This is a genomic window from Pseudomonas sp. R4-84, assembly GCF_054130985.1.
Genome location: NZ_CP096390.1, coordinates 1,288,641 through 1,310,172 on the forward strand (window position 1 = coordinate 1,288,641; position 21,532 = coordinate 1,310,172).

Here is a 21,532-nt window from a genome sequence, read left to right on the forward strand (position 1 = left end):
GCTATCGGTCTGCCTGCGTCGTACCGATCCAGCGAGAAAACACCATGAACGACCACCGCCAGTGGGCGCGTGAAGCCATCCGTATCATCGAGGCGGACTTCCAGCGCAGCGCCGATACGCACTTGATCCCACTGCCGTTGCCGGGGTTGCCGGGCATTGAGCTGTACTTCAAGGATGAGTCCAGCCATCCCACTGGAAGCCTCAAGCATCGATTGGCTCGTTCGCTTTTCCTCTATGCGTTGTGCAACGGCTGGCTCAAGCCGGGGGCGCCGGTGATCGAAGCCTCCAGCGGATCGACGGCAATTTCCGAGGCCTACTTCGCCCGGTTGCTGGGCCTGCCATTCATTGCGGTGATGCCGGCGACGACCTCTCGGGAAAAAATCGCACAGATCGCCTTTTATGGCGGCCAGAGCCATTTGGTGGATGATCCTACGCAGATCTACGCCGAGTCCGAACGCCTGGCGCGGGAGCATAACGGCCATTTCATCGACCAATTCACCTACGCCGAGCGCGCTACGGACTGGCGCGCCAACAACAACATCGCCGAGTCGATCTTCCAGCAGATGCGTTTTGAGCAGCATCCGGAACCGACCTGGCTGATTTCCAGCCCCGGAACCGGTGGCACGACCGCCACCCTGGGACGTTATGTGCGTTACCGCCAGCACTGTACCCGTGTGCTGTGTGCCGACGCCGAGCGCTCGGTATTCTTCGATTACTACCGCAGCGGCGACGCCAGCCTGCGCCTGGATTGCGGCTCGCGGATCGAAGGCATCGGCCGACCACGGGTCGAAGCGTCGTTCCTGCCCACGGTCATCGATGCGATGGTCAAGGTCCCGGACGCCTTGTCTCTCGCGGCCATGCATTACCTGGCCCAGCGGTTGGGGCGACGGGTAGGTGGGTCCAGCGGTACCAACCTGATCGGCGCGCTGATCGCCGCGAAGGGGATGGTGGATGCTGGTGAGTCAGGGTCGATCGTGGCCATTCTTTGCGACGGCGGGGAGCGTTATGCCACGACTTATTATGATCCGGCGTGGTTCAAGCAGCAGGGGTATGAGTTGAGTGGGTTGATCGATGCGGTGGCTGCGTGTGCGGAACGCGGAGAAGCGCTGCCGGAGAGTGTGTTGCGGGCTAACATCTGAGTTCTTGAACACGCTGAGATCCCTTGTGGGAGCGAGCCTGTTCGCGATAGCGGATCAACATTCAACACAAATGCTGGCTGATCCACCGCCACCGCGAGCAAGCTCGCTCACACACCGGGATGAATGTCAGGCCTCGAGGCCGAGCATATCCCGCGCCACCGCCTCGGCAATCCGGATTCCATCCACGCCCGCCGACAGGATGCCGCCTGCGTAACCGGCGCCTTCACCTGCGGGGAACAAGCCCTTCACATTCAGGCTTTGCAGCGTTTCGTTTCGCGTGATGCGCAGCGGTGACGAGGTGCGCGTCTCGATGCCGGTGAGCACTGCATCGTGCAGCGAATAGCCACGGATCTGTTTCTCGAACGCCGGTAACGCTTCACGAATGGCTTCGATGGCGAAATCCGGCAGGGCCAGGGCCAGGTCGCCCAAGGCAACCCCCGGTTTGTAGGACGGTTCAACGCTACCCAGCGCCGTCGAAGGCTTGCCGGCGATGAAATCGCCCACCAGTTGCGCGGGGGCCTCATAGTTGCTGCCGCCAAGTACGAAGGCGTGGGACTCCAGACGCTCCTGCAACTCGATTCCCGCCAGCGGGCCCCCCGGGTAATCCACTTCCGGGGTAATGCCGACAACGATGCCGGAGTTGGCGTTGCGCTCGTTACGTGAATACTGGCTCATGCCGTTGGTCACGACCCGGTTCGGCTCGGAAGTCGCCGCCACCACTGTACCGCCCGGGCACATGCAGAAGCTGTACACCGAACGGCCGTTCTTGGCGTGGTGCACCAGTTTGTAGTCGGCCGCGCCGAGCTTCGGATGGCCGGCGTACTTGCCCAGGCGTGCACTGTCGATCAGTGATTGCGGGTGTTCGATGCGGAAACCCACCGAGAACGGCTTCGCTTCCATGTACACGCCACGGCTGTGGAGCATGCGGAACGTGTCCCGGGCGCTGTGGCCCAGGGCAAGGATCACGTGTTTGGAATGGATCTGTTCACCGCTGGCCAACTCGACACCGACCAATTGGCCGTCTTCGATCAGCACATCGGTGACTCGCTGCCCGAAGCGCACTTCGCCGCCCAGCGCGCGAATCTGCTCACGCATGTTTTCCACGACGCCTGTCAGGCGGAACGTACCGATGTGTGGCTTGCTGACGTAGAGGATTTCTTCGGGCGCCCCGGCCTTGACGAACTCGTGCAGGACCTTGCGTCCGAGGAATTTAGGGTCCTTGATCTGGCTGTAGAGCTTGCCGTCGGAGAATGTCCCCGCACCGCCCTCGCCGAATTGCACGTTGGATTCAGGGTTGAGCACGCTTTTGCGCCACAGGCCCCAAGTGTCCTTGGTGCGCTGGCGCACCTCCGGGCCGCGCTCGAGGATGATCGGCTTGAAGCCCATCTGCGCGAGCAACATGGCGGCGAAAATGCCGCACGGGCCGAAGCCGACCACGATCGGCCGTTCGCCCAGGTCGGCCGGCGCCTGGCCAACCACTTTGTAGCTGACGTCCGGCGCTTCGTTGACGTTACGGTCATCAGCGAACTTGCGCAGCACGCTGGCTTCATCGCGCACCGTCAGGTCGATGGTGTAAATGAAGCACAGCTCGGAAGATTTCTTGCGTGCGTCATAGCTGCGTTTGAACAAGGTGAAGTCGAGCAGGTCATCGCTGGCGATGCCCAGGCGTTGCACGATGGCGGGACGCAGGTCTTCTTCGGGATGGTCGATCGGCAGCTTGAGTTCGGTGATTCGTAACATGACAGGATCCGGTTCGCGGGGCGCACAACTGCGCCAGGGCGTGCTTCAAACCGGCGATTATAAGCTGCATTCCCTGCTACCCGGGAGGTTAAAACAGACTGGCGACAAGTCAGTCGTCCCGTGCGCCACCGAAATAGGCACATCCGCGCTGGACCTGGCCGTTGACCCGCAATTCGGCGCTCATGTGTTGCACGCTGCCGCTGGCGCTGTCGACACAGCGAGCCGGGGTGACCCATAGCTCGACTTTCTGGCCATTGGCTTCGGTACCGAGGTTGAACCTGCCATCGCCCAATTGCTCCTCGACATAGGGCACCGCCAGTGGCGGCTGACCTACCCGATCCAGCACCAGGCCCTTGCCGCTGGCCGTGAGGGTCCATTCAGGGCTGTGGCCCGTTGCACGCAGAATCACGCGCTTGAAGTCTGCGTCGCCGCACGCGGTCCCCGAAGGTTCCAGGCGATAGAGCTGGCCAACGTCCAGCTGGCTGTCGGCACCGGCCGATGCGCTGGAAACGATGCGGCCGCGCAGGTCGGCGAACAATTTGCCGCTATCATCCGCCAGGGTGGCTGCTTGTTGCAGGACGCTGGTGCCGCCGGCGTCATTGACCATGTAGCGGCGCTGTTCCTGGCACGGCTGGAACATCAACTTGCCGTCCGCGGCTGTCAGTTCGCCTTGCATACGTGTTTGCCCCGCATGGGGCGCGCTCTGGCGCGGGGCTTCGAGCAGCTGGCAGCCGGCGAAAAGCGGGAGGAGGGCGACAAACAGCAGGGAACGAGCGGCACGCATCATTGGGTCTCCAGACAAGTGCCGCCACGTTACGCAGACTGTCCCTCTATCACAAGGGGTCAGCCCACGTGAAAGGTCTGGCCGGTTTGCAGGCCTTCGACACTCTTCGCGTAGGCCAACGCCACTTCCGCCGCAGGAACGGGCTTATAGCCACGGAAGTACGGCGCATATTTGTCCATGGCTTCCAGAAGCACGTTCGGGCTTACCGAATTGACCCGTAGCCCGCGCGGCAATTCGATTGCTGCCGCGCGCACGAAACTGTCGAGGGCGCCGTTCACCAGTGCCGCCGAAGCGCCGCTCTTGATGGGGTCGTGGCTGAGTACGCCAGTGGTGAAGGTAAAGGATGCACCGTCGTTGGCGAACTCGCGGCCGATCAGCAGCAGATTGACCTGGCCCATCAGTTTGTCCTTCAGGCCTAGGGCAAAGCTGTCTTCGGTCATGTCGCCCAGAGGTGCGAAGGTGACATTGCCCGCGGCACAGACCAGCGCGTCGAAGCGGCCGGTCTTTTCAAACAAGGCGAGGATCGAGGCGCTGTCGCTGATATCGACTTGTACGTCACCGCTATGGCGGCCGATGCGTACGATTTCGTGGCGGGGCGATAATTCATTATCGATGGCCGAACCGATGGTGCCGTTGGCGCCGATCAACAGGATTTTCATGGGCTGTTCCTCATTGGTTTGAACGAGGTTGCAGTCTAGGCTGGATTTTCTTCGGGATAATCGTGCTAATAGGAAACCTTTGGTTTTCAATTGGAAACAATCCAGTGAGCGAGATAGATGACCTCGCAGCGTTCGCCGTGCTGGTGGAGGCTGGGAGTTTCACCTTGGCGGCGCAGCAGTTGGGGTGCAGCAAGGGGCAACTGTCCAAGCGCATCAGTCTGTTGGAAGAGCGGTTTTCGGTACTGCTGCTCCAGCGCACGACACGACGCCTTAGCCTGACGGCGGCGGGCGCTGCGCTGTTGCCCCAGGCCCAGGCATTGTTGGTCCAGGTGGAAAGGGCGCGTCAGGCGTTGGCGCGCTTGAAGGGCGAAATTTCCGGACCGGTGCGCATGACGGTTCCGGTTTCGTTGGGCGAAACGTTCTTCGAGGGATTGCTTACGGAATTTGCCTGTGCCTATCCCGACGTGCAGATCGAGCTGGAGCTCAACAATGGTTACCGCGATTTAACCCGCGATGGCTTCGATTTGGCGATTCGTTCGGATGCGGCGGTCGATGAGCGGTTGGTGGCTCGACCGTTGCTGGCCTGGCATGAAATGACCTGCGCCAGCCCGGCCTACCTGGAACGCTACGGCGAACCCGAGTCCCCCCACGCCTTGGTGGAGCACAAGTGCCTGCTCAACAGCCACTACAGTGGTCGGGAAGAGTGGCTGTATCACCAGCAGCACGAATTGTTGCGGGTGCGAGTGTCCGGGCCGTTCGCCAGCAACCATTACAGCCTGTTGAAAAAAGCCGCCTTGGCCGACGCGGGTATCGCCCGTTTGCCATCGTATTTGCTCCATGAAGAGCTGGCCGACGGACGCCTGCGTTGGCTGCTGCGCGATTTCCAGACCCGGCGCATGCCGATGTACCTGGTGCATCCTTATCAGGGTGGGTTGCCCAAGCGTACCCAGGTGCTGGCTGATTATTTGATTGAATGGTTCAAGCGCAGTGGGGAGGCGTTGGATCGGTTGTAGAGTGAAGACGCTAAACCCGTGGCGAGGGAGCTTGCTCCCGCTCGGTTGCGTAGCGACCGCAAAAACTGGGGGCCGCTACGCCCGAGGCGTCGGACCGGCCCAGCGGGAGCAAGCTCCCTCGCCACGGGGGCGTGCGCATCCAGATAAAAAAAACGGCCCGAAGGCCGTTTTTTTCTTGGTGACAGCCTCAGCCGCCCAGGTACGCCTCGCGCACTTTCGGGTCGGTCAGCAGCGCTTCACCGGTGCCTTGCATCACCACGCGACCGTTCTCCAGCACGTACGCCCGGTCGGCGATTTTCAGCGCTTGGTTGGCGTTCTGCTCCACCAGGAACACCGTCACGCCATCCTTGCGCAGCTGTTCGATGATGTCGAAGATCTGCTGGATGATGATCGGTGCCAGGCCCAGGGAAGGCTCGTCGAGCAGCAGCAGCTTGGGCTTGCTCATCAGCGCACGGCCGATGGCGAGCATTTGCTGTTCGCCACCGGACATGGTGCCGCCGCGCTGGGTAAAACGCTCTTTCAGGCGTGGGAAAAGGTGCAGCACCTTGTCCATCTGTTCCTGATAGTCGCCCTTGTCGGTGAAGAACCCGCCCATGGCGAGGTTTTCTTCCACGGTCAGCCGGGCAAATACCCGACGGCCTTCAGGCACCACAGCGATGCTCTTGCGCATGATCTGCGCCGACTCCTGGCCCACCAGTTCCTCGCCCATGTAGCGGATGCTGCCGCTGTGGGCCTGGGGCGAACCGCAGAGGGTCATCAGCAGCGTCGATTTGCCAGCACCGTTGGCGCCGATCAGCGTGACGATTTCGCCCTGGCGGACCTCGACGTTGACGCTGTGCAGCGCCTGGATCTTGCCGTAGAAGGTGGAAACGTTTTCGAATTGCAGCATTTACGCTTCCCCCAGGTAGGCTTTGATCACTTCGGGATTATCGCGGATCTGTTCCGGCGTACCGTCGGCCAGCGGCGTGCCCTGGTTGATCACGACGATGTGGTCGGAAATGCTCATGACCAGCTTCATATCGTGCTCGATCAGCAGGACGGTGACGTTGTGCTCCTCGCGCAACACGCTGATGAGCGCCTTCAGGTCTTCGGTTTCCTTCGGGTTCAGGCCGGCGGCCGGTTCGTCGAGCATGAGGATCCGCGGGCGGGTCATCATGCAGCGGGCGATTTCCAGGCGCCGTTGCTGACCGTAGGCCAGGGTGCCGGCGGTACGGTTGGCGAACTCGGTGAGGTTGACCTTGTCCAGCCAGTACGCGGCGTACTCCATCGCCTCGCGTTCGCTCTTGCGGAACGCCGGGGTCTTGAACAGGCCCGCGAAGAAGTTGGTGTTCAGGTGACGGTGCTGGGCGATCAACAGGTTCTCGACCGCCGTCATGTCCTTGAACAGCCGCACGTTCTGGAAGGTCCGCACCACGCCCTTGCGAGCGATGTGATGGCCGGCCAGGCCCTGGATCGGCTCGCCGTCCAGCAGGATGGTGCCGCCGGTGGGCTGGTAGAAGCCGGTCAGGCAGTTGAACACTGTGGTCTTGCCCGCGCCGTTCGGCCCGATCAGGGCAACCACCTGTTTCTCTTTCACGGTCAGGGCCACGCCGTTGACCGCAAGCAAGCCGCCGAAGCGCATGCTCAAGTTTTCAACTTTGAGGATCTCGCGGCTCATTTGCGCAGCTCCATGTGTGGGCGTTGCATAGGCAGCAGACCTTGAGGACGCCAGATCATCATCAGCACCATCAAGGCGCCGAACATCAACATGCGGTATTCGCTGAATTCACGCATCATTTCAGGCAGCAGGATCATCACGATCGCCGCCAGGATCACGCCCAGCTGCGAGCCCATCCCGCCCAGCACGACGATGGCGAGGATGATCGCCGACTCGATGAAGGTGAACGATTCGGGCGTCACCAGGCCCTGGCGAGCCGCGAAGAAGCTACCGGCGAAACCGGCGAACGCAGCACCGAGGGTAAAGGCCGACAGTTTGATCACGGTTGGGTTGAGACCCAGCGCGCGGCAGGCGATTTCGTCTTCACGCAGCGCTTCCCACGCACGGCCGATCGGCATGCGCAGCAGGCGATTGATGACAAACAGTGCCGCCAGTGCCAGCAACAGGGCAACCAGGTACAGGAAGATCACCTTGTTGATCGAGTTGTATTGCAGGCCGAAGTACTCGTGGAAGGTCTGCAAGCCTTCGGCGGCCTTGCGCTCGAAGGTCAGGCCGAAGAACGTCGGCTTCTCGATATTGCTGATGCCGTTCGGACCACCGGTGATGTCGGTCATGTTACGCAGGAACAGCCGGATGATCTCACCGAAACCCAGGGTCACGATCGCCAGATAGTCACCACGCAAGCGCAGGACCGGGAAACCCAGCAGGAAACCGAAGGTCGCAGCCATCAGCCCGGCGATCGGCAGGCAGATCCAGAAGCTCAGGCCGAAGTAGTGGGACAGCAGCGCGTAGCTGTAGGCGCCGACGGCGTAGAAGCCGACGTAACCCAGGTCCAGCAGGCCGGCCAGGCCTACCACGATGTTCAGGCCCAGGCCGAGCATCACGTAGATCAGGATCAGCGTAGCGATGTCCACCGCGCCGCGCGAGCCGAAGAACGGCCATACCAGCGCGACGATGATGAGGGCGATGATGAAATAGCGCTGAGTCGTTGGCAGGGTCAGGAAGTTGCTGGCCTTGGCCGGGATCAGCGGCAGGCCCGGGGAGGAGCGCCAGGCCTTGCTGATTTGCTGGTTGAACAGCACGCGCAGGAACATCAGCACCGAGCAGATCGCGATGGTCGCAAGCACCGCAGGGCTGGTGTTGTGCACTTCCAGGTTGATACCGACGATGGTCAGTTTCAGACCGAGTACCGGGTAGGCCACGGCCCAGACCAGCAAGGCACTGAACAGTGCCTGTTTAAGATTCCTAGTCATACTTTCTCAACCTCCGGACGGCCCAGAATGCCGGTCGGACGGAACAACAGCACCAGAACCAACAAGCCGAATGCAACGACGTCCTTGTACTGGTCGCCGAAAATATCGGCGCCAAAGGCTTCCGCCACCCCCAGCACCAATCCACCGAGCATGGCTCCGGGAATGCTGCCGATGCCGCCTAATACCGCAGCGGTGAAGGCCTTGAGGCCGACGAGGAAACCGGCGTTCGGGTTGATCACGCCGTATTGCATGCTCAGCAGAACAGCCGCAACAGCTGCCAGCGCAGCACCAATGACAAAAGTCAGGGCGATGATGTTGTTGGTGTTGATGCCGAGCAGGTTGGCCATCTTGATGTCCTCGGCACAGGCGCGGCAGGCGCGGCCCAGGCGAGAACGGGAGATGAACAGGGTCAGGCCGAGCATGGCGATCACAGTGACGACGAACACCACGATCTGCATGTAGGAAATCAGCACTTCTTGTGCGCCACCCGGACCGAAGGCGAAGTTGCCAGGGATCAGGTTGGGGATTGCTTTGTCCTTGGAGTCTTGCGCCAGCAGAACGGTGTTCTGCAGGAAAATCGACATACCAATGGCGGAAATCAGCGGGATAAGACGGTTGCTGCCGCGCAAGGGGCGATAGGCGATCCGTTCGATGCTGTAGCCATAGGAGCTGGTGACCACGATGCTCGCGATAAAAGCCGCGGTCATCAACAGCGGGACACTGTCGAGTCCCATCATGGTCAGCCCGGCAATGGCGATGAACGCCACGTAGGAGCCGATCATGTACACCTCGCCGTGGGCGAAGTTGATCATTCCAATGATGCCGTAAACCATCGTGTAGCCGATGGCGATCAGGGCATACATGCTGCCAACGTTAAGGCCGTTAACCAGCTGTTGGAAGAAGTGATAGATGTCAGGCATTACAGCGCTCCTAAAAACCTGATACGCATTTCACTGGTGGAGTCATTTTCCCGCCCGGCCCCGTGGATCTCTATCCACTTCGAATCCGGGTTTTGCCAGCGAACCGCTGATGACGGTTTTGAGATTTTCAGGTGGGGAGACTGGCGGATCACGCCAGCGCGGCCCATACATTCGTAAAACAAAGCCCACGGCACGCCGTGGGCTTTATTGGCAGTCAGTGAGGCAGCGCCTTACTGAGGCGAAACTTCAGTTTTAGGTTTGCCGTTGTGCCACTCGTAAACCACGAATTTGAAGTCTTTCAGGTCGCCTTTTTCATCGAAGCTCAGGTCACCGGTCGGCGTCTTGAAAGTGCCGGCGTGGATGGCTTCAGCCACTTTGGTCGCGTCTTCGGACTTGGCCGCCTTGATGCCTTCGGCAATCACGGTCACTGCGGAGTAGGACGGGAACACGAACGGGCCGCTCGGGTCTTCCTTCTTCGCTTTGAACGCGTCAGCCAATGCAACGTTGGCCGGATCCTGGTCGAAGGACTTCGGCAGGGTCACCAGCAGGCCTTCGGAAGCATCCTTGGCGATCTGGGTGATCGAATCGTTGCCCACGCCTTCCGGACCCATGAAGCGGGCTTTCAGGCCCTTTTCCTGGGCTTGGCGCAGGATCAGGCCCAGCTCCGGGTGGTAACCGCCGTAGTAAACGAAGTCGACACCGGCTTGCTTGAGCTTGGCGATGATCGCGGAGAAGTCCTTGTCGCCGGCGTTGACGCCTTCGAACACGGCAACCTTGGTGCCTTTCTTCTCGAGGGTGGCTTTCACCGCGCTGGCGATGCCTTCACCGTACTGCTGCTTGTCGTGCAGGACCGCAACGATTTTCGGCTTGACGTGATCGGCGATGTAGTTGCCGGCCGCTGGGCCTTGGGCACTGTCCAGACCGATGGTGCGGAAGATCATCTTGTAGCCACGGGCGGTGATGTCCGGGCTGGTGGCCGCTGGGGTGATCATGATCACGCCTTCGTCTTCGTAGATGTCCGAAGCCGGTTGGGTGGAGCTGGAGCACAGGTGGCCGATCACGAACTTGACACCGTCGTTGACGACCTTGTTCGCGACGGCGACCGCTTGTTTTGGATCGCAGGCGTCGTCGTATTCAACGGCTTCGAGTTTCTTGCCGTCGACGCCGCCCTTGGCGTTGATTTGCTCGATCGCCATCTTGGAGCCGCTGAACTGCATGTCGCCGTATTGGGCTACAGGGCCGGTTTTCGGGCCGGCGATGCCGATCTTGATGGTATCGGCGGCAAACGAATGGCTGGCAACCCCGGCCAGAACCATAGCGGCAAACAGTTTGGAAATCTGCTTAGTAGCCTTAGTCATAGTGCTCCACTCATGCTGTTGTAGTTTTTATAGTCCTGGCGCCGTAGCAGCAGAACCGGGTCAGATATCTTGGATATCCTCGCGGAAAATGCCCCCGGCAACTGTACCGGTACAGTGTAGAGCGCCGATTGTTGGCAAGGGAAGCTGGCGCTTGGGGGCAAAACCTGAGGGTGTCGCTTTATTGAAAGAAAAAGACAGATTCGCGGCGGGGGTTGTCCGGTCAAATCGGCAATCCTTGGCTTTGCTGCGCTTTTCAATCGGTGCTGCAATTGCAACTGGGTTTTTCTGCCAGACCACCGACGTTATCATTCGCGCCGATTTCTTTTCCGGACAGCTCCCATGAATCAAGAACCTAGCACCCTCTATGCCAAATTGCTCGGTGAAACCGCATCCATCACCTGGAAAGAGCTGGAGCCGTTCTTTGCCAAGGGTGCCCTATTGTGGGTCGATCCGGCACTGGATCTGATCGCTGCCGCCGAAGCCGTGGCCCAGGACGAAGGTACCAAAGTCGCCGCCTGGCTGGGCGCCGGGCAGGTCGCCAAGCTGTCTGAAACGCGGGCGCTGGATTTTCTGGAGCGCGATCCGCAGCTCTGGGCGGTGGTGGTTTCGCCTTGGATCATGATCCAGGAAAGGGCATCGAATTGATCGATGCACCAACTTGGTTCGCTCCCTGGCTCGGTTGAAAGTGTGTAGGTGAGTAGCGAGATGACAGCCTGCCGTGGCGAAACGCCACAGGGCAGGGTGACGTATACGTAACGGGAACAGTTTATTGGGCAGCCTTTTGGCTGCTTAATTGTTTCTGGATGTTGTTCTGGGGAGAGATTCAAGGCCGCTATCGCGAGCAAGCTCGCTCCCACAATGGGTCTCTGTTCACAAAACCTGTGGGAGCGAGCTTGCTCGCGATTTGGGCGACTCGGTCTCAAGCCAGACTTAATAAGTACGGCCAGTATGGTTATTAAGCGAAATAACCTTGGTCTTGCCGATCCGATGACGGTAGATCTCGCGCAGGTACTTGATGGACTTCTTCACGCAGTCGCGGGACAGGCGGATGTCGTTGATCGAGACGAATTTTTCCTTGTCGCTGATCAGCTCGCGGTATTTCTTTTCATACATCGGCTTGATCGCGTACCAGTTGGTGTCGAGGATTTTCGCCGGGTTCTCGAATTCATTGAGCAGGTCGTCGATGCGTGCCTCGTCGAATTCTTCGTTGATGATGAAGTCCAGGATCGAGTTGTCCAAGGTCTCATCGAAGCGGTACGGCGTACGGGCGAAGCAGCGTTTGATAAACGCCACGATCAGGGTCAGGAAGTCGTCCGACAGGCATGGGCTCTTGGCGATCAGCGTGGTCAGCGACAGGTTCGCCGAGGCGCCGATCACCAACGCGTAGCGCTTGAGCGTGGTGTTGGGGAACAGGCTGTTGAGGTGGGTCTTGAGCCGGTTCAAGTCCATGTAGGACAGCTTGTAATCCTTGGGCAACGAGACGATCGATACCACCGACGAGCAGTTCTTGAAGAAGTGCAGGTCATGCAGCGCAGCGGCGTCGTAGCCGGAGTTCTTGTACTGCTCCAGCGAGGCGCGGTAGCGCTTGGACTCGATGGGCAACAGGCTGATGCCTTCGATGGCCTGGGTGACTTTGTTGAAGTGCGGCAGGTCGATGGAACGGAAGAACAGGTCATCGATGTTCAAGCGCGGTGGCTCTTTCTCGAACACCTTGAACTTGTCGCCGCTCGGCGCCGGGGTTTCCGGGACCACGGACTCGGCGTAGGCAATCGCCACCGGGCCGGCCAGGCTCATGAACAGGTCGTTGGCGTCCAGGCGAATGGTTTCACCAATGTCGATGCCGGCGCGACGGAAGTAGTTCTGGTCGTAGTCGGTGGTCACGGCCTGGGCCGTCAGGATGTTGAATATCTGCTGAGAAATGTACTGGTTGGCGTGCTTTTCCATGGCATTGACATCAATGTTCTGGATGTTGCCGTCATCACTCTCTTCGGCGTAGCGCATGATGTCGTTGGAGATCAACATCATCGCGTTCCACGGACGGATGCGGCCCATGACGCTGGCTTCGCTGCTGTCTTCGTTGGCGAAGTTGTACGAGAAATCCCATTCTTCCGAGAGGTATTTGCACAACAGCCGACCGGCGTTGATGTGCAGAGCCTCGGACATTTCGCTGCGGTGGTCGGAGATATTCGGCAGCACGCAGATGCCGCTGGTGAAAATCGGCTCGAAGACGAAGGAGTGACCGCTCTTGCTATCGTGTTCGTCCATCGGCTTGGTGTCGAACGTCTTGTTCATGTAGGAGTACTGCTGGGCCAGGCCAAACTCCGAGGCCATGCCGGAACCGGTACCGCCGCCGGCGCTGAAGATCGAAAAATACAGGCGCGACTGGTTGGCCTTGATACCGCAGCTGTCGATCAGGTACGAGTGAATCATCTTCCAGTCGGGGCTGGAGAAACGCTGGGTGTCCTTGTTCAGGATGATCTTCGCCAGATACTGGCCGAGGATCGGCGCGTTGCCGGCGCCACCGGCATGGACTTCCGACAGGTCCATGATTTTCATCTTGCTGTAGTCGCGCAAGAAGCCGCTTTTCTCGCCTTTGCGCGAGAAACGGATGCGCCCGGCGATGTCCTTGTCCAAGTCTCCCAGCATGACCAGCGGTTCCACCAGGAACACCGGTTTGCTTGCCTTGCTGTTGCCCAGGCGCAGGTTGCGCATCCACTGCGCCGGGCGATAACTTTTGTCGCCGTAGTTTTTATCCTCGGCATTGAATTCGTTGAGGTAGAACTTGCGGGCGTTGTAGACCAACTCCGCGACGTCCAGGGCGATGTTGGAACCGCAGCGACCCAGGCCGATCAGGCAAACCGATGGGAACTCCTGCTGGCCACGTTCGCTCTCGTCGTCCACCAGGTGCGGCGGACGGGGGAACACGGCATCGCGCAGGCCGTCGAGGTTGTCGAGGATGCGGTCGGTGTTGGTCTCGGTGAAATACAGGTATTGCTGGGTAGCCAGGGATCGCGAGCTGCTCGACAGCGTCGAGGTTTCAGGGCCGTTGGCGGCTGGGCTCAAGGTCAGATCGGAAACCGCAGTGGCTGTTTTTTTGGAAGTCATTGTGCGCCGTATGCCTGGACTGGTCGGATCGACGATATGTCATCGAACCATCGCGAATGGGAACTCGCGTCCTTTGATGGCAACGCGAATGTCGGCCCAAGCGTTCAGGGCTGCAGCCTGAGCAGCGCTCGGGAGAATCTATTCCTGATCATGTTGGATCGGCCATCGCGCGAGGTTCTTTAATCAAGAGCAGGCAAAATGATGACAGTTGTTGCAGCAAATTGACCAAAGCAATGAAACACGCCCTGCGCCATGGTTTGGTATCAGCCATGCGAATGATTGGAGACAGCTCGCGTCCCGCTGTCTAGATTGCAGACTCCGGGCTCGGATGCCTCGCCCAACAATAAAAAGAGACGGACCCATGCAGAACTCGACCCAAGCGGCGAATGCCTGGCGCATTCTGTTCCTGTTGTTCCTGGCCAACCTGTTCAACTTCTTCGATCGCACCATCCCGGCGATCATCATCGAGCCGATCCGCATGGAGTGGAGCCTCAGCGACTTCCAGATCGGCATCATCGGCACCGCGTTCACCATTGTCTACGCCATTGCGGGCTTGCCGCTGGGGCGCATGGCCGATACCGGTTCGCGCAGCAAGTTGATGGGCTGGGGCTTGGCCGCCTGGAGCGGATTGACCGCGGTGAATGGCCTGGTGGGCAGTTTCTGGGCGTTCCTGGTGGTGCGCATGGGCGTGGGCATCGGTGAGGCCAGCTATGCGCCGGCCGCCAATTCGTTGATTGGCGATCTGTTCCCGGCTCACCGCCGGGCTCGGGCAATGGGCATCTTCATGCTGGGGCTGCCGCTGGGCCTGTTGTTGGCGTTCTTCACCATCGGCGCGATGGTCAAGGCCTTCGACAGCTGGCGTGCGCCTTTCTTCATCGCGGCGGTGCCGGGGCTGGTGCTGGCGGTGTTCATGTTCTTCATCAAGGAACCCAAGCGCGGCGCGGCGGAAACCGTGCAGGTGTCCCAAGAGAAGGTTGATAAACCGGTTCGCCGGGTGCTGGCGATTCCGACCTTTCTCTGGTTGGTGCTGGCGGGGCTGTGCTTCAACTTCGCCACCTACGCCTGCAACTCATTCCTGGTGCCAATGCTGCAACGGTATTTCGGGATGCCGCTGCACGAGGCGGCCGTGGCGACCGGCATCATGGTGGGCGTGACCGGATTGTTCGGGCTGACCCTTGGCGGCTGGGTCGCAGACAAGATCCACCAGCGCGTGCCCAACGGCCGTCTGTTGTTTGCAGCGTTCAGCCTGGCCATTTCGACCGTGACCACGGCGTGGGCCCTCCATGCCGGGCGCATCGAGATCGGTGTTTTCGTGGCCGTGTTCAGCGTTGGTTGGTTGTTTGCCTATAACTTCTACACCTGCGTCTATACCGCGATCCAGGACGTGGTGGAGCCGCGACTGCGTGCTACGGCGATGGCCTTGTATTTTGCCGGGCTGTATCTGCTCGGCGGCGGCCTCGGGCCGGTGGTGGTGGGCGGCTTGTCCGACTACTTCGCCCACACGGCGATGGCCGTCGCAGGTGCCCCGCAAATGACCGAAGCCTTCAAGGCCATCGGCCTGCATGACGCGATGTACCTGATCCCGGTGGCGCTGTTGCTGACCATGGTGTTCCTGTTCCTGGCGTCTCGCTGCTTCGTGCGCGATGCCAAGCGGATGAAGGACGGGATGAGCGTGGTGGTGGAGCCGGGGGGCGTGGCGGCGACGGCTTGAGATCAAACTGCTGGCGAAACAGCTTTTGTGGCGAGGGGATTTATCCCCGCTGGGCTGCAGAGCAGCCCTCGAAAAACACTCAGCTAACCTGACACAGTGCGGCGTCGGTTTTAGGGCTGCTGCGCAGCCCAGCGGGGATAAATCCCCTCGCCACAGGGTTCAGCGCCATCTGCACTAACGAGCCTTTTCTTCTCGCCCGCGCAACAGCCGATCGGGCATTGCCACGGCAGCCGCCAGCCCCAGCAATGACACCGCCGCGCTGATCATCAGCAAGTGCCGGAACGTCGCCTGCAACTCCTCACGCAAGGCATCCCGTGCCTCGCCGGGAGCGGCGTTCAAACCATCGAGCAGGACGTTGCCGGAATGCCCCTCGCCGATCATCGACGAACCGGCGAGCTGGGCAAAACCGGAATCCTGCAGCAAGGCCAGCAGCAACGCCGACATCAGCGCCACACCCACCGCGCCGCCCAATGAGCGAAACAGGTTAGTGGTGCTGGTGGCGACACCGATGTCCCGTTGCTGCACCGAATTCTGCGAGCCCACCAGCGAAGTAGGAAATTGCATGCCCGAAGCGATGCCGCTGAGCAACATGAACAGGCTGCTCAGCCAGAACACGGCGGGCGGCGTGAAAGCCATGCCAAGAATGGCGAACGGGAAGAGCAGGGCGCCACTGAGGATCATCGGTTTGTAGCGCCCGGTGATCGAGGTGCGCCGCCCGGCAAAATAGGCGCCCATCGGCAAACCCATCGCCAGCGGCAGCAAGTGCAGCGCGGCGCTGTCGGCGCCGGCGCCGGTCACGCTCTGGAAGCGCAACGGCACCAGCACTGTCAGGGAAATCGCCTGGAAGCTGGTGAAGAAAACCGTGCACCAGCACAGCACCGCGCTGCGGTTGACGAACAGGTGCATAGGCAGCAACGGCTCCCGTGCGCGGCGTTCATGCCAGGCGAAGAGACCCAGCACGAGTACTGCGCCACCCAGCAGCCCGAGCACTTCGCGGCTGTGCCAGGCATGGCCTTGGCCGATCTGGGTAATGCCCAGCAGCAGCGAGGTCAGACCGATGATCAGCAACACGGTGCCCAGGTAATCGATGATTGGTGTGCGTTGTGGCACCGGCAGCCCCACCAGGGCGCGCCGGGCCACCAGCCAGGCGCCCAGGCCCAATGGCAGGTTGATCCAGAAGACCCAGCGCCACGACAGGTACTCGGTCATGTAGCCGCCCAGCACCGGTCCGGCCACGCTGGCCACCGCGTACATGCTGCTGAAATAACCCTGGTAGCGCCCACGCTCGCGGGGCGGGATGATGTCGCCGATGATCGCCTGGCTCACAGAAATCATGCCGCCGGCGCCGATGCCCTGGAAAATCCGCGCCAGCACCAGTTGCTCCATGTTCTGTGCCAACCCGCAAAACAGCGAAGCGAGGGTGAACAGGCCCATGCCGAACAGCATCAGCGGGCGCCGGCCATACAAGTCGCCCAGCTTGCCGTAGATCGGCACCGCTACGGTCATGGCGACCATGTAGCCGGAGATCACCCAGGCCAGCAGGCTGACATCCTTGAATTGCGCGGAAATGGCCGGCATCGAGACCGCGACGATGGTCTGGTCCAGCGCACCGAGGAAAATCGCCAGCATCAGCGCCACCAGCACGCTGCGGATAGCGGGTTGCATAGCTTGAGGCGTATCGAGCTGAGTCAAGGCAGGACCTGCGGGCATCGCGCCTGGCGGCGAGGGGACGAAGCCCGCAGTTTAATTCGGTAGCCGCCTATTCGATAGCCTCGTAAGGAAGGCCGACGTAATTTTCCGCGATGGTTTTGCGCCCCGCCTCGGAGTCGACGAAATACTCCAGCTCCGCCTCGCTGATGCGCTGGTTGAACGCGTCGTCATCGAAGCGGTGCAGCATCGACGTCATCCACCAGGAGAAGCGCTCGGCTTTCCAGACCCGTCGCAGGCAGATGTCGGAATAGCGTTCCAGCAGATCCGCGCGACCGTCGCGATAGACCTTAAGCAAAATATTGAATAGCGTGCTGACATCGCTGGCAGCCAAGTTCAGCCCCTTGGCCCCGGTCGGCGGGACGATGTGGGCGGCGTCGCCCACCAAAAACATCCGCCCGTACTGCATCGGTTCCACGACGAAGCTGCGCAGCGGTGCGATGCTTTTTTCTATGGAGGGACCGGTCACCAGGGTTTCGGCCAGGTCGGTGGGCAGGCGTATTTTCAGTTCATCCCAGAAACGCTCGTCCGGCCAGTCGGCCACTTGTTCCTCGGCGGGCACTTGCAGGTAATAACGGGTGCGGGTCCGCGAGCGCATGCTGCACAGGGCAAAGCCGCGCTCGTGGCGAGCGTAGACGAGTTCTTCGTGGACGGGCGGGGTGTCGGCGAGGATGCCGAGCCAGCCGAACGGGTAGACGCGTTCGAAGACCTTGAGCTTTGCCGCCGGGATCGATTGCCTTGCCGCGCCATGGAAACCATCGCAGCCGGCCACGTAATCGCAATCCAGGCGCCAGGTTTCGCCGGCGTGTTCAAAGGTCACGAAGGGGTGCTCGGTCTTCAGGTCGTGGGGCTGGGCGTTGTCGACCTGATACAGCGTCTGGGCGCCGGATGCCTGCCGGGCGGCCATCAAGTCGCGATTGACTTCGGTCTGACCGTAAATCATGACGTTCTGGCCACCGGTCAGCCCTTTGAGATCGATGTGGACGCGCCGACCGTTGAGGACCATCTCGAAGCCATCATGGGGCAAGCCCTCGGCGTCCATGCGTTGGCCAACTCCGGCCTGGCGCAGCAGCTGGACCATGCCCTGCTCGAGCACACCGGCGCGGATCCGGCCGAGGACGTAATCGGGAGTCTGGCGCTCGAGGATCACGGTGTCGATCCCTGCGTTGTGCAATAACTGGCCGAGCAGCAGCCCAGAGGGGCCGGCGCCGATAATGGCGACTTGGGTCTTGAGGGTTTTCATTGTTGTTATGGCTCGCAAGAGGCACGCGACCAGGGTCGGCGTTTATTTTTAGTAATCCTGGCGTGCATTTTTCGCTTGCGGACCTGTCAATTGAAGGGGAAAACTGAGCTGAAACCTGCACATTCTGCCAATCGGTGCGATTACCGCCCGTAACCCAAGGCCGATCCTCGTTATGAAGAAAACTGAGCTGCCTTCGATTCCCGTGTTCAAGCTCTACGGCGAGAGCCAGGATTGGCCCACGCCGGACCTACTGCACTGCGAAACCATTTCCAGCCGCAGTAGCGAGCACCAATGGGAAATAAAACCTCATCGACATGCCGATCTGTGCCAGCTGCTTTTTGTGTTCAAGGGTCAAGCGGAACTGGAAATCGAAGGCCAGCGTACGCGGCTCGACGAGCCGGCCGTGCAGATCCTGCCGCCGCTGTCGGTCCATGGTTTCCGTTTTTCGGAGGATGTGCAGGGTTACGTCGTGACCCTGGCGGCGCCGCTGGTCACGCACCTGCAAGCCCAGCTAGGCCATTCGGTCAATGTCCTGGCCCAGGCGGAAGCCTATCCGGCCGGAGAGAACGCTGATTACCTCAACAGTTTGTTCAGTGCCATGCAGGCGGAGTACGTGGGCCATCAACCGGCCCGGGAAATGCTCATGCATGCCTTGGTCAGCGTGATCATGGTCTGGGTGAGCCGCCAGGTGATGAACCGGCGTATCTCCACCCAGCGCCCGCAGCGGGCCCGGGAATACCTCAACGGGTTCATCCAACTGGTGGAAGAGACCTATCGCCAGCACGTCAAGGTCGAGGACCTGGCCCATCGCCTGGGCATCTCGGTGTCGCACCTCAATGGCACCTGTCGCGAACTCGCGGGACAGCCGGCACTGCAGATCATGCACGAGCGCCAGTTGCTGGAAGCCAAGCGGCTGCTGACCTATACAGGCATGACGATCTATGAGATCTCCGAGATGCTCGGCTTCTCCGACCCGACCAACTTCACCCGACTGTTCCGTCGGCGCGTCGGTATCTCGCCCAAAGCCTTCCGAGACCGGCTCAAGACCGATCAGCAGGACGACTGAAACCGTCTCAGCGCAGCGCGTTCAAGGTTGCGTTGTGCGGTATGCAGCGTTCGAAGTTGCAGCTGGCGTATTCACGGGGCAGTTGCCTGGCCTGCTCGACCCGATAAGCGGCGGTGCCATACAGCGCCAGCGTGGCGGTGCAGGTGACGAAGATGGCGAGGCGTCTTCTTGTTTTGATGTTCATGGCGATGACCTCTGAACGAATACCCGGGGGTACTGTTTTCAGCATAGGTCAGCCATGGCGGGTTGCCAGCCAAGCGGTTTGTGTATGTAAGCAGATATTCAGCTCGCTGATATTCCCTGTGGGAGCAAGCTCGCTCCCACAGGGAATAGGGTTGTTCTTTCGAGCGTTCTATTCCAAATGCTCAGGTTTCATCGGATCCCCCGGCTTGACATCCAACTGGTGGCGCACGTCTTCGAACATTTCGTCGTAGTACTTGTGCATCGAGCCGATGTTCGTGCTCTTGGGCAGGCCGTAGTGTTGGGCAATGCGGGTGGCGTGGCGGGCGAAGTCGAAGGCTTGGTCCTTGGCCAGGAAAAACGTCTCGTCTACGTTCTTGTCTTCTACCGTGCCGTGCAGGCGAAATGACATGCCCTTTCCCTCGTCGGGATCCTGGGCAATTTCGTAATCGATGCACAGGTTGTAGCTGAAATCGTCCTTGTTCAGCGCATGGCGCTCCATGTGCAGGTGTCCGGGTTGGAACGTGGCCATCAGCGTCTCTCCTTCGAAGGCGTGGAGAACGGCAGACACCGCGCCTGCCCCATAAGTTTTCCCGTTATCGATAAACATGCCGGGCGACGGGTGCGGTCTATTGAACCGTCACCATTGCGCGCGGTGGGCGCCCAGGTCAGCGGCCGGCAACTTCCATTGCAGCGGCGTGCCGGGCATTTTCAGCGGTACCAGCAAGCGATGCGCCGGACCCCAGGGCGTCTGTTCCACCAGCAACCCCTGGTCAGCCTCGTCTTCGGGGCGCAATGCAACCTCACTGCCGGCGCCGCCCTCGATCAACAGCTTCGCCGTGCGCGCCAGTGACAAGCGTGCCGAGCCCCCACGGCCGTTGGCCAAGCGTCGATTCAGCAACACGATTGCGCTGGCGGCCATCAGGTAACCGGTGCCGTGGTCCAGCGCCTGGACCGGCAGAGGCGTCGGTTTGTCCGTGTGTTTCCAGGCCATGCCGGCCTCGGCGATACCGCAGCTCATCTGCACCAGGCTGTCGAAGCCGCGACGGTGTTGCCAGGGGCCGCTCCAGCCGTAGGCGTTGAGGCAGACGTCGATCAGGCCGGGCGCCAACTGCCGACGTTGTGTAGCGCCGTAGCCCAGGCGTTCGAGCGCGTCGGCGCGGTAGCCGTGCAACAGGATGTCCGCCTCCTGGAGCAGCGCCTCGAACGCTGCTCGATCGGTGGGCTGGCGCAAGTCGAGGCGGGCGCAACGTTTGCCGAGGGTGACTTCAGGCACCACGCCGGGTTCGTTCCAGGTCGGCGGGTCGATGCGCAGCACGTCGGCCCCCAGCCCGGCGAGAAAGCGACTGGCAACCGGGCCGGCCAGCACGCGGGTCAGGTCCAGCACCTTGAGGCCCGCCAAGGGCTGGGCGACGGAGCCGAGCCAGGGGCCAGGCGCGCCTTGCGCTCCGCTATCCAAATGAACGAGGGGCTCGGCATTGACAGCGATGCCCTGGGGATGAGCCTGCCATGCCAGCCATGAACGCATCTGCGCGGCGCAACCGCCGGCATCGATCACGGCCTGTTCCAGTTCGGCCTTGTTCCACCGGACCACTCTGCTGGCCATGTCGGCGCGGTCGGTGCAGGCGCCGAGCACCTTTTGCGCCGCCTGGCGATGATGCGGCGCGTTGGTGTGCAGGCGGATCCAGCCGTCGGCGGTGGCGTAGTCGCCCGCCACCGGATCCCACAGGGGCGGCACGCCCCAGCCGATGGGCCGCAGGGAGGTGGAAAACCAGAATGAGGCCAGGCGCCGGTCGACTTCCATCGACGGCAGGCGACCGGTTTGCTGGCGGATCAGTTCGGCGACCGCTTGACCGGCCGTGGCGATGCTCGCGCAGGCCAGCTCGGTGACGGCGAAGGCGGAGGGCAGGGCGCCTTCGCTGGTGAAGGGGATGGGTGTCGTGGGCAAGCCGATGGCGGTTTGCATGGGTGTGAGTAGGTCTGACATTTGGAAACCC

Annotated in this window: 20 protein-coding genes; 5 read left to right on the top strand and 15 right to left on the bottom strand. The window is 61.0% G+C overall.

Translation table 11 applies throughout. The features are described 5' to 3' along the window. The first annotated feature begins 44 nt into the window (after positions 1 to 44). On the top strand, positions 45 to 1,139 hold the full coding sequence (locus tag M1D68_RS06075) for a PLP-dependent cysteine synthase family protein (RefSeq protein ID WP_457969648.1): 1,095 nt from the start codon (positions 45 to 47) through the stop codon (positions 1,137 to 1,139). Positions 1,140 to 1,265: 126 nt separating this feature from the next. Here the strand turns inward: M1D68_RS06075 and M1D68_RS06080 are convergent, their stop codons facing one another. The 3 genes from M1D68_RS06080 to M1D68_RS06090 all read right to left on the bottom strand — a co-directional run bounded on the left by M1D68_RS06080 (position 1,266) and on the right by M1D68_RS06090 (position 4,322). Then, entirely contained in the window at positions 1,266 to 2,879 is a 1,614-nt protein-coding gene (locus tag M1D68_RS06080; RefSeq protein ID WP_434562636.1) for an NAD(P)/FAD-dependent oxidoreductase, read from the bottom strand. A 109-nt stretch (positions 2,880 to 2,988) separates the two neighbouring features. Beyond that, positions 2,989 to 3,663 carry a COG3650 family protein gene (locus tag M1D68_RS06085; protein WP_434564084.1) on the bottom strand — a complete coding sequence of 225 codons (675 nt, stop codon included), beginning with the start codon at positions 3,661 to 3,663 and terminating at the stop codon, positions 2,989 to 2,991. 59 nt (positions 3,664 to 3,722) lie between these two features. Next, complete coding sequence (locus M1D68_RS06090) at positions 3,723 to 4,322, bottom strand: short chain dehydrogenase (protein WP_457969650.1); 600 nt, start codon at positions 4,320 to 4,322, stop codon at positions 3,723 to 3,725. Between the two features lie 104 nt (positions 4,323 to 4,426). Here M1D68_RS06090 and M1D68_RS06095 point away from each other — a divergent pair, with 104 nt between their 5' ends. Continuing rightward, positions 4,427 to 5,335 (top strand): LysR family transcriptional regulator, encoded by a 909-nt coding sequence (locus tag M1D68_RS06095; protein ID WP_434562640.1) that lies wholly within the window; start codon positions 4,427 to 4,429, stop codon positions 5,333 to 5,335. 187 nt (positions 5,336 to 5,522) lie between these two features. Here M1D68_RS06095 and M1D68_RS06100 read toward each other — a convergent pair whose 3' ends face one another. From M1D68_RS06100 to M1D68_RS06125, 6 genes are all read right to left on the bottom strand, one after another. Beyond that, positions 5,523 to 6,224, bottom strand: a complete 702-nt coding sequence (locus M1D68_RS06100) for an ABC transporter ATP-binding protein (RefSeq protein WP_072409624.1) — start codon at positions 6,222 to 6,224, stop codon at positions 5,523 to 5,525. Beyond that, the gene (gene livG / locus M1D68_RS06105; RefSeq protein ID WP_420764330.1) at positions 6,225 to 6,992 is read right to left on the bottom strand and encodes a high-affinity branched-chain amino acid ABC transporter ATP-binding protein LivG; all 768 of its coding nucleotides are present in this window, start codon (positions 6,990 to 6,992) and stop codon (positions 6,225 to 6,227) included. Further along, positions 6,989 to 8,245, bottom strand: coding sequence for a high-affinity branched-chain amino acid ABC transporter permease LivM (locus M1D68_RS06110; protein WP_420764331.1), 1,257 nt, complete (start codon positions 8,243 to 8,245; stop codon positions 6,989 to 6,991). The genes livG and M1D68_RS06110 overlap by 4 nt, the downstream gene beginning before the upstream one ends. After that, complete coding sequence (livH, locus tag M1D68_RS06115; RefSeq protein WP_434609939.1) at positions 8,242 to 9,165, bottom strand: high-affinity branched-chain amino acid ABC transporter permease LivH; 924 nt, start codon at positions 9,163 to 9,165, stop codon at positions 8,242 to 8,244. The genes M1D68_RS06110 and livH overlap by 4 nt, the downstream gene beginning before the upstream one ends. A 230-nt stretch (positions 9,166 to 9,395) precedes the next feature. Further along, positions 9,396 to 10,523, bottom strand: a complete 1,128-nt coding sequence (locus tag M1D68_RS06120; protein ID WP_420764333.1) for a branched-chain amino acid ABC transporter substrate-binding protein — start codon at positions 10,521 to 10,523, stop codon at positions 9,396 to 9,398. Between the two features lie 60 nt (positions 10,524 to 10,583). Next, positions 10,584 to 10,832 carry a hypothetical protein gene (locus M1D68_RS06125; protein ID WP_181289307.1) on the bottom strand — a complete coding sequence of 83 codons (249 nt, stop codon included), beginning with the start codon at positions 10,830 to 10,832 and terminating at the stop codon, positions 10,584 to 10,586. Between the two features lie 30 nt (positions 10,833 to 10,862). Between M1D68_RS06125 and M1D68_RS06130 the strand changes: the two genes are divergently transcribed. After that, entirely contained in the window at positions 10,863 to 11,168 is a 306-nt protein-coding gene (locus M1D68_RS06130) for a DUF2288 domain-containing protein (RefSeq protein ID WP_264428324.1), read from the top strand. A 285-nt stretch (positions 11,169 to 11,453) separates the two neighbouring features. Here the strand turns inward: M1D68_RS06130 and M1D68_RS06135 are convergent, their stop codons facing one another. Then, positions 11,454 to 13,628 carry a hypothetical protein gene (locus M1D68_RS06135; protein WP_420764335.1) on the bottom strand — a complete coding sequence of 725 codons (2,175 nt, stop codon included), beginning with the start codon at positions 13,626 to 13,628 and terminating at the stop codon, positions 11,454 to 11,456. A 361-nt stretch (positions 13,629 to 13,989) separates the two neighbouring features. Between M1D68_RS06135 and M1D68_RS06140 the strand changes: the two genes are divergently transcribed. Continuing rightward, on the top strand, positions 13,990 to 15,339 hold the full coding sequence (locus M1D68_RS06140) for a spinster family MFS transporter (RefSeq protein WP_457969654.1): 1,350 nt from the start codon (positions 13,990 to 13,992) through the stop codon (positions 15,337 to 15,339). A gap of 174 nt (positions 15,340 to 15,513) precedes the next feature. Here M1D68_RS06140 and M1D68_RS06145 read toward each other — a convergent pair whose 3' ends face one another. Together M1D68_RS06145 and pobA are read right to left on the bottom strand one after the other, a co-directional pair. Beyond that, positions 15,514 to 17,004, bottom strand: coding sequence for an MDR family MFS transporter (locus tag M1D68_RS06145; RefSeq protein ID WP_420764337.1), 1,491 nt, complete (start codon positions 17,002 to 17,004; stop codon positions 15,514 to 15,516). Positions 17,005 to 17,098: 94 nt separating this feature from the next. Then, positions 17,099 to 18,289, bottom strand: a complete 1,191-nt coding sequence (gene pobA / locus M1D68_RS06150) for a 4-hydroxybenzoate 3-monooxygenase (RefSeq protein ID WP_457969656.1) — start codon at positions 18,287 to 18,289, stop codon at positions 17,099 to 17,101. A gap of 172 nt (positions 18,290 to 18,461) precedes the next feature. On the opposite strand from pobA, the gene M1D68_RS06155 reads away from it, so the two are divergent. After that, positions 18,462 to 19,355, top strand: coding sequence for a helix-turn-helix domain-containing protein (locus M1D68_RS06155; RefSeq protein ID WP_420764339.1), 894 nt, complete (start codon positions 18,462 to 18,464; stop codon positions 19,353 to 19,355). Between the two features lie 7 nt (positions 19,356 to 19,362). On the opposite strand, the gene M1D68_RS06160 is transcribed toward M1D68_RS06155, so the two are convergent. From M1D68_RS06160 to M1D68_RS06170, 3 genes are all read right to left on the bottom strand, one after another. Beyond that, complete coding sequence (locus M1D68_RS06160) at positions 19,363 to 19,539, bottom strand: hypothetical protein (RefSeq protein WP_420764340.1); 177 nt, start codon at positions 19,537 to 19,539, stop codon at positions 19,363 to 19,365. 168 nt (positions 19,540 to 19,707) lie between these two features. Then, positions 19,708 to 20,067, bottom strand: coding sequence for a DUF5064 family protein (locus M1D68_RS06165; protein WP_457969659.1), 360 nt, complete (start codon positions 20,065 to 20,067; stop codon positions 19,708 to 19,710). Between the two features lie 108 nt (positions 20,068 to 20,175). Continuing rightward, positions 20,176 to 21,522: a CoA transferase gene (locus M1D68_RS06170; protein ID WP_457969660.1), complete on the bottom strand. Its 1,347-nt coding sequence runs from the start codon at positions 21,520 to 21,522 to the stop codon at positions 20,176 to 20,178. Between the last annotated feature and the right edge of the window lie 10 nt (positions 21,523 to 21,532).